Source organism: Citrobacter sp. FP75 (assembly GCF_018342065.1).
Classification (GTDB): Bacteria; Pseudomonadota; Gammaproteobacteria; order Enterobacterales; family Enterobacteriaceae; genus Citrobacter.
The window spans coordinates 240,866-255,556 of sequence record NZ_JAFDOE010000001.1 but is presented as its reverse complement, the minus strand read 5'-3'; the positions used below and the strand labels follow the sequence as shown (position 1 = coordinate 255,556).

At 50.2% G+C, this 14,691-nt stretch carries 13 protein-coding genes; 3 read left to right on the top strand and 10 right to left on the bottom strand.

The genetic code is table 11. The features are described 5' to 3' along the window. Nucleotides 1-106 precede the first annotated feature (106 nt). The 6 genes from JQ822_RS01195 to rclA all read right to left on the bottom strand — a co-directional run bounded on the left by JQ822_RS01195 (nt 107) and on the right by rclA (nt 4,960). Nucleotides 107-874 (bottom strand): putative bifunctional diguanylate cyclase/phosphodiesterase, encoded by a 768-nt coding sequence (locus tag JQ822_RS01195; RefSeq protein ID WP_213131938.1) that lies wholly within the window; start codon nt 872-874, stop codon nt 107-109. A 93-nt stretch (nt 875-967) separates the two neighbouring features. After that, nucleotides 968-1,549 carry a helix-turn-helix transcriptional regulator gene (locus tag JQ822_RS01190; RefSeq protein ID WP_213131937.1) on the bottom strand — a complete coding sequence of 194 codons (582 nt, stop codon included), beginning with the start codon at nt 1,547-1,549 and terminating at the stop codon, nt 968-970. Nucleotides 1,550-1,570: 21 nt separating this feature from the next. Next, nucleotides 1,571-2,260, bottom strand: coding sequence for a pilus assembly protein PilZ (locus tag JQ822_RS01185; RefSeq protein WP_213131936.1), 690 nt, complete (start codon nt 2,258-2,260; stop codon nt 1,571-1,573). 390 nt (nt 2,261-2,650) lie between these two features. Next, nucleotides 2,651-3,211: a reactive chlorine resistance membrane protein RclC gene (gene rclC, locus JQ822_RS01180; RefSeq protein WP_213132950.1), complete on the bottom strand. Its 561-nt coding sequence runs from the start codon at nt 3,209-3,211 to the stop codon at nt 2,651-2,653. A gap of 11 nt (nt 3,212-3,222) precedes the next feature. Continuing rightward, complete coding sequence (rclB, locus tag JQ822_RS01175; protein WP_342344233.1) at nt 3,223-3,459, bottom strand: reactive chlorine resistance periplasmic protein RclB; 237 nt, start codon at nt 3,457-3,459, stop codon at nt 3,223-3,225. A gap of 175 nt (nt 3,460-3,634) precedes the next feature. Further along, on the bottom strand, nt 3,635-4,960 hold the full coding sequence (rclA, locus tag JQ822_RS01170; protein WP_213131934.1) for a reactive chlorine resistance oxidoreductase RclA: 1,326 nt from the start codon (nt 4,958-4,960) through the stop codon (nt 3,635-3,637). 237 nt (nt 4,961-5,197) lie between these two features. Here rclA and rclR point away from each other — a divergent pair, with 237 nt between their 5' ends. After that, entirely contained in the window at nt 5,198-6,052 is an 855-nt protein-coding gene (rclR, locus tag JQ822_RS01165; protein ID WP_213131933.1) for a reactive chlorine-specific transcriptional regulator RclR, read from the top strand. 43 nt (nt 6,053-6,095) lie between these two features. Here rclR and JQ822_RS01160 read toward each other — a convergent pair whose 3' ends face one another. The 4 genes from JQ822_RS01160 to JQ822_RS01145 all read right to left on the bottom strand — a co-directional run bounded on the left by JQ822_RS01160 (nt 6,096) and on the right by JQ822_RS01145 (nt 12,382). Beyond that, nucleotides 6,096-9,239 carry a CusA/CzcA family heavy metal efflux RND transporter gene (locus JQ822_RS01160; protein ID WP_213131932.1) on the bottom strand — a complete coding sequence of 1,048 codons (3,144 nt, stop codon included), beginning with the start codon at nt 9,237-9,239 and terminating at the stop codon, nt 6,096-6,098. A gap of 11 nt (nt 9,240-9,250) precedes the next feature. Next, complete coding sequence (locus JQ822_RS01155; RefSeq protein ID WP_213131931.1) at nt 9,251-10,543, bottom strand: efflux RND transporter periplasmic adaptor subunit; 1,293 nt, start codon at nt 10,541-10,543, stop codon at nt 9,251-9,253. Nucleotides 10,544-10,619: 76 nt separating this feature from the next. Then, nucleotides 10,620-10,967, bottom strand: a complete 348-nt coding sequence (gene cusF, locus JQ822_RS01150) for a cation efflux system protein CusF (protein ID WP_213131930.1) — start codon at nt 10,965-10,967, stop codon at nt 10,620-10,622. A gap of 32 nt (nt 10,968-10,999) precedes the next feature. Continuing rightward, nucleotides 11,000-12,382 (bottom strand): efflux transporter outer membrane subunit, encoded by a 1,383-nt coding sequence (locus tag JQ822_RS01145; protein WP_213131929.1) that lies wholly within the window; start codon nt 12,380-12,382, stop codon nt 11,000-11,002. 181 nt (nt 12,383-12,563) lie between these two features. Here JQ822_RS01145 and cusR point away from each other — a divergent pair, with 181 nt between their 5' ends. Further along, the gene (gene cusR / locus JQ822_RS01140; RefSeq protein ID WP_213131928.1) at nt 12,564-13,247 is read left to right on the top strand and encodes a copper response regulator transcription factor CusR; all 684 of its coding nucleotides are present in this window, start codon (nt 12,564-12,566) and stop codon (nt 13,245-13,247) included. Beyond that, nucleotides 13,237-14,688, top strand: a complete 1,452-nt coding sequence (locus JQ822_RS01135) for a Cu(+)/Ag(+) sensor histidine kinase (protein ID WP_213131927.1) — start codon at nt 13,237-13,239, stop codon at nt 14,686-14,688. Before cusR ends, JQ822_RS01135 begins: the two co-directional genes overlap by 11 nt. The last annotated feature ends 3 nt before the right edge of the window (nt 14,689-14,691 follow it).

Here is a 14,691-nt window from a genome sequence, read left to right as displayed (position 1 = left end):
ACGTGAACGGAAAAATCCCCCTGTTAAACAGGGGGATTTTTTATGCGTATCAGTTTATAACCCGGTGTCATCCGGCAAAACATATTGCAGCGTAGGGATATATTGATTAACGATTATAGTGCGTTAACAGTGCGGGAATGTCTTCGGCCATCACCGGAGGAGAGATGAGAAAACCCTGAATTTTATCGCAGCCAATCAGCTTCAAACGTTCTAACTGGGACTGGGTTTCCACCCCTTCCGCCAGCACTTCAATGCCAAAATTGTGCGCTAATGAAATAATGCCCTCAACGATCTTCGCCGATCGGGTATCGGGTTCAATACCCGCAACAAACTCTTTATCAATTTTTAAAGTATCGAATGGATACCTTAACAGGTAATTAAGATTAGCATGCCCGGTACCAAAATCATCAAGCGCTAACTTTACTCCTGTCGCCTTCAATTCTGTCATATTTTTAGCGGCTATCTGACTGTCGCGCAACGGCGACGTTTCCGTCACCTCTATTTGGCATCGATGGGCTGGCAGCCCGCTGGCAGTAAGATTTTGTCTGACACGTTGTGGGAGCTGTGGGTCGCAGAATTCGAGTGCAGAAATATTGACGGAGAGTGAAAGAGGGTCCGGCCAGGATGCAGCAATGCCCCACGGGGGATTACTTACCATTTCTTCTATTGAAAATATATTGCCGCTATTTTCCAGTAACGTAATAAAAACATCAGGAGAGATCATGCCCATCTGAGGGCTATTCCAGCGCATCAACGCTTCAAACCCACTAATAGTATGGGTATGCAAATTAAAAATAGGTTGATAAACCATATAAAGTTGGCTGGTATTCAATGCTTTTTCAAGCGCAGTTAGTACATCACTGGAATCTAACACACCTCCTCCCCCATCCCCCCAACAAAAACCCGTCGAAGTCACGTCTAAATTGAATCTACTTTACGCGTTTTACATCAGAAAAGAATGTTCAGATTAGGGCAAAAAAGACAAACTATGGGTAAATCGAATAATTAGTTTATTCAAATCAGAGGTGTTGGCCAGCCCCAGTTTTGCGACCACCCGCATTTTATGCGCTTGAATCGTTTTATAGTTCAGGCCCACTAATTCAGAAATTTCTTTGGCAGTATAACCATTTACCAATAGACTCAGGATCTGCTGTTCTCTTTCCGTTAACCTTTTCTGCGAACGATACAGTCGGGGATTCCATTTCCCGACTGCTAACGTTGCTAATTGCGCAAAATCACGCAGTGATGATTTTTCCGTCAGAACAATGGTTTTTTCAACATATAATAACTCAGCACATAATTTCGCCACCAAACTGTCAGCAACAATGACGATAACGTTATTATAAAATTTAAATCGGTTTTTATTCAAAAACTGCACTATTGCAGAACACGGTTGTTCGTTGTTAATGATATTAAAAACCATTGTTTGATGTTGGCACAAGGATGATTGATGCAACATGTCATCAAACGGGAATGTTTTGATCGGTACATGTTTACTTGTCAGATAGGCGAACATACCGCTGCCTACAAAATTATCAGTACCGCACATCAACATCCTGTTCACCGTTCCTTATAAACTTCTAATCTTATTACTCATTAAAAACTTGATGATTATTTTCTCTACTTCTGCCTCTTCACGGCGGTTCTTAAAATCAAACCCACATGATATCTGGTAGCAGGAGTACAGCTGATTATCCTCATCAAACTCATTGATCATGACGACATCAATCACTTTTAAATCAAGCACTAAACTGCCGAACACATCAAAATCCAGGGAGGCAGCTTTAATAACCGCATCTTTATAAAGGAATCGTGCATTCACATCCTTCACAACTAACGCGCAGCCCCCCTGAGAAATATTCTTAACCTTCAGAGAATAGTTTTCGCCGTTTTTGTAACGACCCGTGCAGAAAAAATCGTAGCCTTTCAAGAAGGAGAAACGCTGATTTTGTCGCTGTTGAGCAAAGAAAATCATATCCGGGATATGGTAGGACAACCCTGCTTCCGCGTCTGATGATGGCTCGTATCTGGCGCTAAACTTAACAATCCCGCTATCGCTGTGCAGGATAAAGTATTGGACCTTTTCAGGAACAATGTCTTTGTGCGGGGAGAGCACAAAGCGTTCGAAATCGATCTTTTCTAACTGCGTGATAACGCTGCTGTCACCACATAAGACTTCCAGCTTCGCCTTCTTGTGCAGCTCTTCACGTAGGGTAGCGATGATTTCAAACTTGTTGTCCTTTGCTAATCCAAAGCTCATTCTAAAATCCTTATGTCCATATTTAAGATATGTCCCGGTCTTGTTGGTAGACAAAAACGCGAGAACAGCATCCACCCCTGGTGCTTAATTACCATAGTGGATTCCATGTCAAACAGTTGGTACAAATTTAAGTTTTTAACTATCTTTAATGTTTTATTGATATGTAAAAACGTTTGATGTGAATTAATTCTAGCTGAAGTCATGCCTAAAACCATGCGAAGTTGCGCATCAAGCATAACAAAAAGGAATAAAAAGATGAAGAAAGCGGACTTTTGGAGATAAAAAATATTTAACTTAAGGTAAAAAAAAGCCAGCATCATGCTGGCCTCGGTAATTACCGTATTAAACTATAGTGGCATACTATCTTACAGAGGGTACAACGCGAGAAAGTCAGTACCGCTGCTTAACGATTGCCCGCGCTGAATCAGCAATAATCATTACCGCACCCGCCAGCATTAACGTATCTTTTAGAACCAGTCGCCCGGCCCCCGATAAATACGGAAATCCATGGTGGAGATCGCCCAGCGGCATAACCCATGCTTCTGGTGTGGTAATTAAAAAAGACAGGGTGACAATCGGTGTTGCAAATGCCAGCAGACCGCCGATTAATCCCAACCAGCGGTTAACAGAATTCGTCAACACCAGCAGTGCGATAATAATCTCAACGACACCAAGCCCATTCGAGAAGCTGTAAGTATTATTGGCAGTTTGCCATTCTCGCTCTTGCGGTTTAAATTCACCTTCGTGCGTCAAATGCTGTTTGTATTCTTCGGGGTGTTCATAAAAAAATGACATCACCGGACTGTTAGCGACAAATGGTGTAATACTGTCAGCCTCGTAAGGTACAAATTTTAATAAGCCAATCCAGATAAAAACAATCGCGATACTCAAACGAATCAACGTTAATCCAACGCGATCCCCCTGCCCCAGCAGGCGAAGATATTTTTCCATTGCAGCGTTCCTCACTTGTACAAAATCGCCGTAGCGTGGGTGCTTCCATCCATTCTCATTGAGGTGATTTTCCACGATGATGCCTGCTTTTCCTGCGCCAGTTTCGCAATCGCATCTTCAACGCCAGAAGGGGTGCCTGCGATCGCCGATACGCTAACGCGGGCGACCTCGATGGGTTGCTGCGCCAAAGCAGAAAATGTCACAGATGCAGTCAGCAAAGAAGTCATCAATAACGTTGTTTTAAACATGTTCATATTGATTTCCATTAACGAGTGATTTCAGTCGCAACAGAATAAAAGAATCCGCTTTATTTTATGCCATCAATAACGCCAGAATAACTGTCAATACGTATTATTGAGACACTGTGTTACACCAATAAAAAAGCCCCACACTGGTGGGGCAAAAATGCAGACACAGTTATTATCATTTAACTAATGAGAAAAGGTCGTTTAATGATTCACTCATGCTGGGATGCGTAAATATTTGGTCACGTAATACGCTATACGGTAATCCGGCATCCATAACGGTTTTAATAATATTAATTATCTCATGAGAGTCCACACACAGTAGTGACACACCTAATATCTGCTGAGTATTTGCATCAACCACCGCTTTCAGCATACCGCGCGTATCATCCATCACCCGTGCTCGTGGGATCGCCGCGACGGGTAGTGACACCACTTGTACCTCCGCACCGCTGGTACGAGCCTGTTCTTCTGTCATCCCTATGCGGGAAAGCGGCGGCGTCATAAAGACGGAATACGGCACATTTTGGCGATCGTCGGTATTGCGCAACCCTTCACCCAACAGGCCGTCACGTACAATACGGAAATCATCCAGGGAGATGTAGGTAAATTGCAAACCACCGGTGACATCACCCATCGCCCAGATATTATCTGCGGAGGTGCGCAGATATTTATTCACAATAATCCCGCCGCGATCGTTGACGTCCACACCGGCATTTTTCAGCTGCAGTTTTTCCGTCGCCGGTTTGCGTCCTGATGCGACCAGCAGCGCGTCCACCAAATGCGTCTCTTCCTGCATCTGTACCTGCACCGCACCGTCCTGGGACGATACCGAGCGTACATTGGCATTAAGGATTAGCTCGACGCCTTTATCGCGCAAAATTTGGGCTATGGCATCTGCAACATCCCGGTCTTCACGCGGTAAAAATAGCGGCGCGGCTTCAAAGATAGTGACCTTGCTGTCGAAGTTGGCAAACATTGAGGCGAATTCAACGCCAATATATCCGCCACCCAAAATCCCCAACCGCTGCGGGCGCTGCGTCAGATTCAGCAATCCGGTGCTGTCGAACACGCCAGGCGTGCTGGTTAATCCCTCGATGTTCGGCATCGTTGCCTGCGCGCCAGTATTGATAAAGATCTTCTCACCGCGAAGTTCAAGCGTCCCTGTGGACTGCATCACCCGCACGGTATGGTTATCGATAAACTCCGCGCGCCCCTCAATCACATCTATGTTGTCCAGATCGGCAAGGTTATGGAAGTTTTTATCGCGCAGAAAACTGACCACCGAGGCCTTACGCTGCATCGCCGTGGCAAAGTCATGCTGAAGCTCAGCATCGTGTACCAGGGTTTTAGTTGGAATGCAGCCGATATTAATGCATGTTCCACCGTACATCGTGTTCGACTGCTCGATAATCGCCACCTGCCAACCCGCTTTTGCCAGGGTAACCGCCAGCGTCTTACCCGCCTTGCCAAATCCAATAATAATCGCCTGATACTGATTCATGCTGTCTCTCCGCAAAGTCACTGTTCATTTGTTAAACCCAATTATAAGGAGTGAAGAAGATGAACAGCGTATCCATAACGCGCTTGTTTTTGTCCAATCGTCTAAATGACGACAAAACAAATCCCGTGATAATGAAACAGTAGATCATGCTAACAATTTGATGATATTAATTTAATATAGAATTTTAGCGATAATAGCGATGCTTTCCTCAACGCATGAAATTGTTCAGGAGTCTTTATGGACGCGCTTAGCCGATTACTGATACTTAACGACCCGCAGGGTTCCATTGATAAAAACTGTCCACTGGGCAAAGACTGGCAGTTGCCGCATGCGGCGGGAGAGCTGTCGGTTATCCGCTGGCATACGGTGACTCAGGGCGCGGTTCAACTGGATATGCCTGACGGAACATCTTCTACGTTACATCCTGGTACGATAGTCATCCTGCCGCAAAACTCCGCACATCGACTCAGCCAGTCGGGCGATGAACAAACGCATATTGTCTGCGGAAGCCTGCGGCTACAGGCATCTTCACGCTATTTTTTAACCGCGCTGCCGGAAGTATTGTTGTTGCAGCCAGAGGGAAATAGCCCCGTCAGTCAGTGGCTGAAAGCCATGATTGAGCTGCTGCAACAGGAATCGATAAATATGCAGCCGGGTTCTGAGGTGGTATGCAGCCAGCAATGCGCCACGCTGTTTACACTCGCCGTTCGCGAGTGGCTGGCACAGGCCTCACCGGGCAAAAATATGCTGAATCTGCTGCTGCATCCCAGACTGGGAGCCATCGTCAACCTGATGCTGGAGTCGCCCGCTCATCCGTGGACCGTCGAAGAACTGGCGCAGCGGGCGCATATGTCGCGGGCCAGCTTCGCGCAGCTGTTCCGTGAAGTCTCAAACTCCACGCCGCTCGCCGTCTTAACCACGCTACGTTTGCAATTCGCCGCCCAGATGCTGTCTCGCGATTCACGGCCTTTGATCGTGATTGCCGAATCGGTAGGCTACGCCAGCGAATCGTCGTTTCACAAAATTTTTCTGCGCGAATATGGTTGCACGCCGGGCGAGTACAGAAAACGGGTTAAGGCATTGGAAAAGTAGCGCCACGCCTGACGGGGTTTTCAGGCGCAACGCTATCAGGGCTTTATTTCTGCGGACGATGTCGGTGCAGCCACATCAGCTTATAGGCCGCAGGGATGATAAACAGCGACAGCAGCGGCGCAGTGATCATACCGCCAATCATCGGGGCGGCTATCCGGCTCATCACTTCAGACCCGGCCCCGGTTCCCCATAAAATCGGCAACAGGCCAGCAATAATCACCGCCACGGTCATCGCTTTGGGACGCACGCGAAGCACCGCCCCGTGGTATAACGCCTCATCCAGCTTAGCGACCGTAAAGGTCTGCGGATTTTCCAGCGCAGGCTCCGCCTCGATGGCGTGGCGCAGATACATCAGCATAACCACACCGAACTCAGCGGCAACGCCTGCCAGCGCAATAAATCCGGTCCCGGTCGCTACCGACATATGGAATCCCATCCAGTAGAGGAACCAAATCCCGCCCACCAGTGCGAACGGCACGCTGGTGATAATCAGCAGCGCTTCACCAAAACGACGGAACGCCAGATACAACAGCACAAAGATGATCATCAGCGTCATCGGCACCATCAGTTTGAGCTTATGGCTGGCGCGTTCGAGCAGCTCAAACTGCCCCGAAAACGCCACGCTGGTCCCCGGTTTTAGCTGGACGTTCTCAGCAATCGCTTTTTTCAGATCGTTCACCACCGAAACCATGTCGCGATCGCGGGCATCGATGTAAATCCAGCTGGTCGGTCGCGCGTTCTCGGTCTTCAGCATCGACGGGCCTGAAACAACCTTCACATCCGCCACATCGGCCAGCGTTATCTGCTGCTTCATTGGCGTCAGGATCGGCAGCTGTCGTAACGCTTCCGGGCTGTCGCGATAGCTTTGCGGATAGCGAAGGTTGATCGGGTAGCGGGCAATTCCTTCAACCGTTTCGCCTACCATCGCGCCACCTACCGCCGAGGTAATGAATAGCTGTACATCACCTACCGTCATGCCATAACGCGCAGCCTTTTCACGCTGAATATCGACGCTAAGATAGCGCCCGCCTTCCAGACGTTCCGCCAATGCGGAGGCGACGCCGGGCACGGTTCTGGCCACTTCTTCGATTTGCTCGGCCGTGGCGTCAATATCCGCCAGCACAGTGCCCGACACCTTAATCCCGATTGGGCTTTTGATCCCGGTAGAGAGCATGTCGATGCGGTTACGAATCGGCGGCACCCACAAGTTTGCCAGCCCCGGCAGCCGAACCGTTTTATCCAGCTCCTCAATGATTTTGTCCATCGTCATTCCCGGACGCCACTGATCCTGCGGTTTCAACTGAATGGTGGTTTCAACCATTTCCAGCGGCGCGGAATCGGTGGCGGTTTCAGCCTTGCCGGTTTTACCAAACACACGCGCCACTTCCGGGACGGTCATGATCAGCTTGTCGGTTTTTTGCAGCATATCCGCCGCCTGCGCCGCCGAAATCCCCGGCAGGGTCGACGGCATATACAGCAGATCGCCTTCGTTGATCTGCGGTAAGAATTCGCCGCCAACTTTATTCAGTGGCCAAATAACCGTCAGGATCGACAGCACCGCCACCAGCAGGGTGGCCTTCGGCCAGTGCAGTACCTTCAGCAGCAGCGGATGGTAAATACGAATTAAGAAACGGTTAAGCGGGTTGCTGCTTTCCGCCGGGATTTTGCCGCGGATCCAAAATCCCATCAGGATTGGGATCACCACAATCGCCAGAAACGCCGCGCCGGCCATGGCATAGGTTTTGGTGAACGCCAGCGGGCCAAACAGTCGCCCTTCCTGTCCCTCAAGGGTAAAAATAGGGATAAACGACAGGGTAATAATCAGTAAACTGATGAATAGCGCCGGTCCCACTTCCACCGAGGCGTTGGTGATCACCTGCCAGCGCGTGGCGTTATCCAGCTTTTCACCCGGATGCTGATGCTCCCACTCTTCCAGCCGCTTATGCGCGTTTTCAATCATTACAATCGCGGCATCGACCATCGCCCCCACCGCAATAGCGATTCCCCCAAGCGACATAATGTTGGCGTTTAGCCCCTGGAAATGCATCACGATAAACGCAATACACAACCCCAACGGCAGGGAGATTATCGCCACCAGCGCCGAGCGGATATGCCACAGGAACAGCGCGCACACCAGCGCCACAACGATGAACTCTTCCAGCAGCTTGTAGCTCAGGTTATCAATCGCGCGGTCAATAAGCTGGCTGCGATCGTATGTTGTAACTACCTCAACGCCTTCCGGCAGGCTGCTTTTCAGCGTCTCGAGTTTGTCTTTAACGGCGGAGATGACCTCACGCGCATTTTTACCCGAGCGCAGAATCACAACGCCGCCAGCCACTTCACCTTCGCCATTCAGTTCGGCGATCCCACGGCGCATTTCCGGCCCAATCTGCACGCGCGCGACATCGCGCAGATACACAGGTACACCGTCAGCCCCGGATTTCAGCACAATAGTGTTGAAGTCATCGAGGGTTTGCAGATACCCGCTGGCACGCACCATGTATTCCGCTTCCGCCATCTCCACGGAGGAACCGCCCGCCTCCTGGTTAGACGCATCCAGCGCCGATTTCACCTCAGACAGGCTGATACCGTATTGCGTCAACTTCATCGGATCGATAACAACCTGGTACTCTTTGACCACGCCGCCTACCGAAGCCACTTCCGCTACGTTGGGGATCGTTTTTAACTCATACTTTAAAAACCAGTCCTGCAGAGACCGTAATTCGGCCAGATCGTGTTTACCACTGCGGTCCACCAGCGCATATTCAAAGATCCAGCCGACGCCGGTGGCATCCGGCCCCATTTCCGCACTGACGCCTGCTGGTAATTTCCCCTGCACCTGGTTGAGATATTCCAGTACGCGGGAGCGTGCCCAGTATGGGTCGGTGCCATCTTCAAAAATCACATACACATAAGAGTCGCCAAACTGCGAGAAGCCGCGCACCGTTTTCGCACCGGGCACCGACAGCATGGTAGTGGTCAGAGGATAAGTGACCTGGTTCTCAACGATTTGCGGAGCCTGTCCCGGATAGCTGGTTTTGATAATCACCTGCACATCAGAGAGATCCGGCAGCGCATCCACGGGGGTGTTGATGATGGTCCATGTTCCCCAGATGCTAAGGAACAGCGCCCCCATCATCACCAGAAAACGGTTAGCCACCGAGCGACGAATAATCCATTCAATCATTTGTTATATCCTCAGTGTGAATGGGTCGCCGGGGCTGGCATTGCGGGGGCATCTTGCGCACCACTCTTCCAGGCGCGCATCCGATCCAGCGCACCGGAAATATTCGCCTCGGAATCAATCAGGAACAGACCGCTGGAGACGACTTTCTCACCTTCCGTCAGGCCGGAACGGATAGCCGTTAGCCCCTGAGATTCATGGAATACGGCAACCTGCTTCGGCACAAAGCGCCCATCGTTATCGACGGTTATCACCCGCTGCTCGCTGCCGGTATCAATCAGCGCTTTGGACGGGATCAGCAGCATCGGCTCGCTTTGTGTTTTTAGCTTGAGGTAAGCATTCATACCCGGCTTGAGCGCCTCGTCAGGGTTTTCGACCTGCAAACGCAACTGGAGGGTGCGCGTTGTGGCATCCACGCTCGGCAAAATACTCCACTTGCTGATGGTGAACGTTTTATCCGGCCAGGCGGGTACGGTAATCGTAAACTGCGAGGCGTCTTTAATCAGCCAGGCGATAGATTCCGGGACAGACGCGCTGACCCACACCGGATCCATTCCCTGAATTTTTGCCACCACGTTATCTTTCGAAATGTTCATGCCGGTGCGCAAATCAAAGGCAGTGATTACCCCATCGATGGGGGCGCGCAGGGTGAAGCGGGTCTGAATTTGACGGGTCGATTTTAAGCGCTGGATGTCCTGCTCGGGCATCCCGGCCAGACGTAATCTTTCGAGAATACCGTCGACCTGGGTGGCGGTACCGCCGGTTTCACGCAGCAGCAGATATTCGCTCTGCGCTTCAACCCAGTCGGGGATGGTCAGATCAATCAGCGGCGCGCCTTTTTTAATTTTGTCTCCGACGGTCAATGGATACACTTTTTCGATAAAACCCGCAGAACGCGCCTGCACAATGACAAACTGATATTCGTTATAGCTGACGTTGGCCGGGAAAGTTTGTGCATACTGCAACGGCCCGCGGCGCACGGCCTCTGTTTTTAGCCCCAGATTTTGGGTTTGCGTTGGATCGATTCGCACGCTTGCAGCTGAGTCGCTCGCGGTCTCTTCATCGGCATATTTCGGGATCAGATCCATATCCATAAACGGCGATTTACCCGGCTTATCAAAACGCGTATTCGGGTACATTGGGTCATACCAGAACAGCACTTTACGCGCCTCTTTTTGCGTAGCGGAGCCGCTGTCGGTCGAGACGTTTGCTGATGACAAATAAGGATATATACCGACAGAAATAACTCCACCGATAATCATGCTGGCAAGAATAAGCGCGGTATTTTTAATGTTTAAAGACGCCATAGTGATTTCCATTGCGCGAGTGTCTCACCCGCGTTCAGGGAAGGCGGGTGAGAATAAAAGAGACCTGCGAACGACGTTATTGACTGACGTGAATATCACGTAATACAGAGAGGTTTCCCTGTTGAACAAAGGTAAAGGCAACCTTATCGCCGGGCTTAATATCATCAGCCTTTGTTTCCGGGACCAGCGTAAAACGCATGGTCATGGCAGGCCAGTTCACCGCCGGAATAGGTTCATGCTTGATGGTGATTTTTTTGCTTGCCGTATCAATAGATTCAATCACGCCAGTAGCGCTGATAATTTGTCCCTGCTGGGCAGCAGTTTGCATATTCATCATTTCGCCATGCTGATGCTCACTGGCCTGAGCATTAAATATAACCACAGAGAAAAGACTCAATAATGCGGCTTTGACGGTAGTATTCATACTTTATGCTCCTGAAAAATTAATATTTAAGGTTATTCCACCCAACCGCCGCCCAGGGCAGTAAACAGCTTAATTTCATTAACCTGCTGGGCATAATTAAGATCGAGCAACGATTGCCGGGTAGCGAATAAAGAACGCTCTGCGTCCAGTACTTCGATATAGCTGACTGCACCATTTTGATAGAGCGCTCTGGCGCGTTGCAGCGTGATTTGCAAAGAGTCCAGATAGCGCTGCTGAGCGGTAATTTGATCTGCCAGACTTTGGCGCAGCACCAGTGCATCCGCCACTTCTTTAAACGCGTTCTGGATTTTTTGTTCGTAATTCACTACCGACTGCTGCTGGCGTATTTCGGCCAAATCGAGATTTGACTGGTTACGTCCAGCGTTAAAAATCGGAATATCAATTTTGGGCACGAAATTCCACATGCCGCTGGCGGCATTAAATAAGCTGGAGAGCTCGCTACTGCTGCCAGATACCGAACTGGTAAGCGTAATAGATGGGAAAAAAGCCGCCCGCGCGGCACCGATATTGGCATTTGCCGCCATTAACGCATGCTCGGCTTCTAAAATATCCGGACGCTGGAGCAGTATTTGTGACGGGAGCGACGGCGGCAGCGTCACCGCGTTAATATCACCGCGGCTGAGCGCCCGGTCATCCGGTAATTTCCCGTAGGTGCCCAGCAGCAGCTGCAGCGCATTATTCGCCTGCGCCAGTTCGCCTTTACGTTTTGCGATATCGGCGCGCGTACTTTCAATCACACCCCGCGCCTGTTCCAGCGCCAGGACATTGGTACTTCCCGTTAGCAGTTGTTTTTCGACAAAGGCATAAGAGCGCTGATAGTTTTGCAGCGTTTCTTCGGCGATTTGCAACTGTGCGTAAGCCAGGCGCTGGTTGAAATAACTTTGCGACACGTTGGAAATTAATAAGATATGCACCGCCCGGCGCGCTTCTTCGCTGGCAAAGAAATTCTGTCGTTCGGCTTCACTCATATTTTTCAGCCGTCCGAAGAAATCCAAATCGAAACTGAGATTCAGTCCAGCCTCAAATTCTTTCTGCGTGCTGGTATCACCTTTAAATTTTCCGCTATAAGTGCCGCTGGAGCCAGCATTAAGCTGTGGATAGCGGTCTGCATCCGTCACCCCATATTGTGCTCTTGCTTCCTGAACCTTCAGGGTTGCCATGCGTAAATCACGGTTATTCAGCAGCGCCTCGCCAATCAGCGCTTTCACCTGATCGTCAACGAAAAAGGTGCGCCAGCCCGTGTCCTGATATCCCTGAGGTGTCGGAACCAGCGCATTCTGGCTTAAGGAGAATTGCTGCGGCACCGGCATTGCCGGACGCTGATACTCCGGCGCCAGCGAACAACCGGCCAGAATAAAAACAACACTGAGGGTAAGAAGCTTAAATTTGCACATAGTTCTTTTCGTCCAAACCGGACTGGAATGTGAATTTATTACCGTGCATCTTATCGAATCGACTCTGTTTAAGCGGTGACAGTAAAATGACAAAGCTGTCATTTTCCCAATAACTCATTGCTATCCGATCCCGCTTCTCTAGAATTGAAACCCGCACAGCCAGTGGGTGAAGGAGAAAGTGATGAAAATTTTGGTCGTCGAAGATGAGAAAAAAACCGGCGAGTACCTGACTAAGGGCCTGACGGAAGCCGGTTTTGTTGTCGATTTGGCAGATAACGGCCTGAACGGGTATCACCTGGCTATGACCGCTGATTATGACCTGATCATTCTCGACATCATGCTGCCTGACGTGAACGGTTGGGATATCGTGCGTATGCTGCGCAGTGCCAGCAAAGGCATGCCGATTCTACTCCTCACCGCGCTGGGTACGATTGAACACCGGGTCAAAGGTCTGGAATTGGGGGCGGATGATTACCTGGTTAAACCGTTTGCCTTTGCCGAACTGCTGGCGCGAGTCAGAACGTTGCTGCGTCGCGGAGCGGCGGTGATTGTCGAGAGTCAGTTTCAGGTTGCGGATTTAATGGTCGATCTGGTCAGCCGAAAAGTCACCCGCAGCGGCACCCGCATTACCCTCACCAGCAAAGAATTTACGCTGCTCGAGTTTTTCCTGCGCCATCAGGGGGAAGTGTTGCCCCGCTCGCTGATTGCCTCGCAGGTCTGGGACATGAATTTTGACAGCGACACCAATGCGATTGACGTCGCCGTGAAGCGCCTGCGCGCTAAAATTGATAATGATTTTGAACCGAAGCTGATTCAGACCGTGCGCGGTGTGGGATATATGCTTGAGGTGCCAGATGGCAATTAAGCGCCTGCAACGCCCCTTTTCGCTGGCAACGCGCCTGACCTTTTTTATCAGTCTGGCGACCATCGCCTCATTTTTCGCCTTCGCCTGGATAATGATCCACTCCGTGAAGGTCCATTTTGCCGAGCAGGATATCAACGATTTAAGAGAAATAAGCACCACGCTGGAACGGATCCTCAATCAACCCAACGAACCCGAATCCCGCCGGCTGGAAACCCTAAAAAATGTGGTTTCCGGCTACTCTAACGTCATTATTTCGCTGGAAGATACCAACCATAAGGCCATTTTCCATTCACCTGGCGCGCCGGATCTGCGCCAATTTATCGCCAGTGCGACACCGGATAAAAATGCCCGTAACAATAACGTCTTTTTAATCTCCGGCCCCACGCTACGCACGCAGAATCACGATCACGGGCAAAACAGCCCCTCCAACTGGCGAATGATTCGTTTGCCTGTGGGCCAGTTAGCGGACGGTAAACCGGCCTTGACGCTGTATATAGCGTTATCGATAGATTTCCATCTGCATTATATTAACGATCTGAAAAACAAACTGATTATGACGGCATCGATAATTAGCATGATGATTGTTTTTATCGTGCTGTTCGCCGTTTATAAAGGTCATGAACCGATCCGTAATGTCAGTCGCCGCATCCAAAATATCACCTCGAAAGATCTTGATGTGCGCCTGGATCCCCAAGCCGTTCCTATTGAACTGGAACAACTGGTGAGTTCGTTTAATCACATGATCGAACGTATCGAGGACGTATTTAAACGCCAGTCCAATTTCTCAGCGGATATTGCCCATGAGATCCGCACGCCCATCACCAACCTGGTCACACAAACGGAAATTGCGCTCAGCCAGCCCCGTAGCCAGAAAGAACTGGAAGATGTGCTCTATTCCAATCTCGAAGAGTTTGGCCGGATGTCGAAGATGGTGAGCGATATGCTGTTCCTGGCACAGGCAGACAACAATCAGCTAATCCCGGAAAAGACAGCGCTCAACCTAGCGGATGAAGTCGGTAAGGTGTTTGACTTTTTCGAGGCCTGGGCAGAAGAGCGCGAGGTCAGTTTACGCTTTGAGGGCCGCGCATGCTGGGTGTCTGGCGATCCGTTAATGCTGCGCAGAGCCCTGAGCAATCTGCTGTCTAACGCTATGCGCTACACGCCCAAAGGCCAGTCGGTGACCGTGCGAGTTAAAGAGGCAGATGGCCAAGTACAGATTATCGTCGAGAACCCCGGAAACCCCATCGCCGCAGAACATCTTCCGCGACTCTTCGATCGTTTCTATCGCGTGGACCCGTCACGACAGCGTAAAGGCGAAGGTAGCGGCATTGGCCTGGCGATTGTGAAATCGATTGTTACGGCCCACCAGGGGAAAGTGGCTGTCACCTCCGACGCCCGCGCCACCCGTTTTATTCTGACGCTGCCAAAACATGCGATTTAACCC

Coding starts and splice junctions, on each gene's coding strand:
- JQ822_RS01190 (WP_213131937.1), bottom strand. CDS start 1,549: ATGTGCGGTACTGATAATTTTGTAGGCAGCGGTATGTTCGCCTATCTG.
- JQ822_RS01185 (WP_213131936.1), bottom strand. CDS start 2,260: ATGAGCTTTGGATTAGCAAAGGACAACAAGTTTGAAATCATCGCTACC.
- rclC (WP_213132950.1), bottom strand. CDS start 3,211: ATGGAAAAATATCTTCGCCTGCTGGGGCAGGGGGATCGCGTTGGATTA.
- rclB (WP_342344233.1), bottom strand. CDS start 3,459: ATGTTTAAAACAACGTTATTGATGACTTCTTTGCTGACTGCATCTGTG.
- rclA (WP_213131934.1), bottom strand. CDS start 4,960: ATGAATCAGTATCAGGCGATTATTATTGGATTTGGCAAGGCGGGTAAG.
- rclR (WP_213131933.1), top strand. CDS start 5,198: ATGGACGCGCTTAGCCGATTACTGATACTTAACGACCCGCAGGGTTCC.
- JQ822_RS01160 (WP_213131932.1), bottom strand. CDS start 9,239: ATGATTGAATGGATTATTCGTCGCTCGGTGGCTAACCGTTTTCTGGTG.
- JQ822_RS01155 (WP_213131931.1), bottom strand. CDS start 10,543: ATGGCGTCTTTAAACATTAAAAATACCGCGCTTATTCTTGCCAGCATG.
- cusF (WP_213131930.1), bottom strand. CDS start 10,967: ATGAATACTACCGTCAAAGCCGCATTATTGAGTCTTTTCTCTGTGGTT.
- JQ822_RS01145 (WP_213131929.1), bottom strand. CDS start 12,382: ATGTGCAAATTTAAGCTTCTTACCCTCAGTGTTGTTTTTATTCTGGCC.
- cusR (WP_213131928.1), top strand. CDS start 12,564: ATGAAAATTTTGGTCGTCGAAGATGAGAAAAAAACCGGCGAGTACCTG.
- JQ822_RS01135 (WP_213131927.1), top strand. CDS start 13,237: ATGGCAATTAAGCGCCTGCAACGCCCCTTTTCGCTGGCAACGCGCCTG.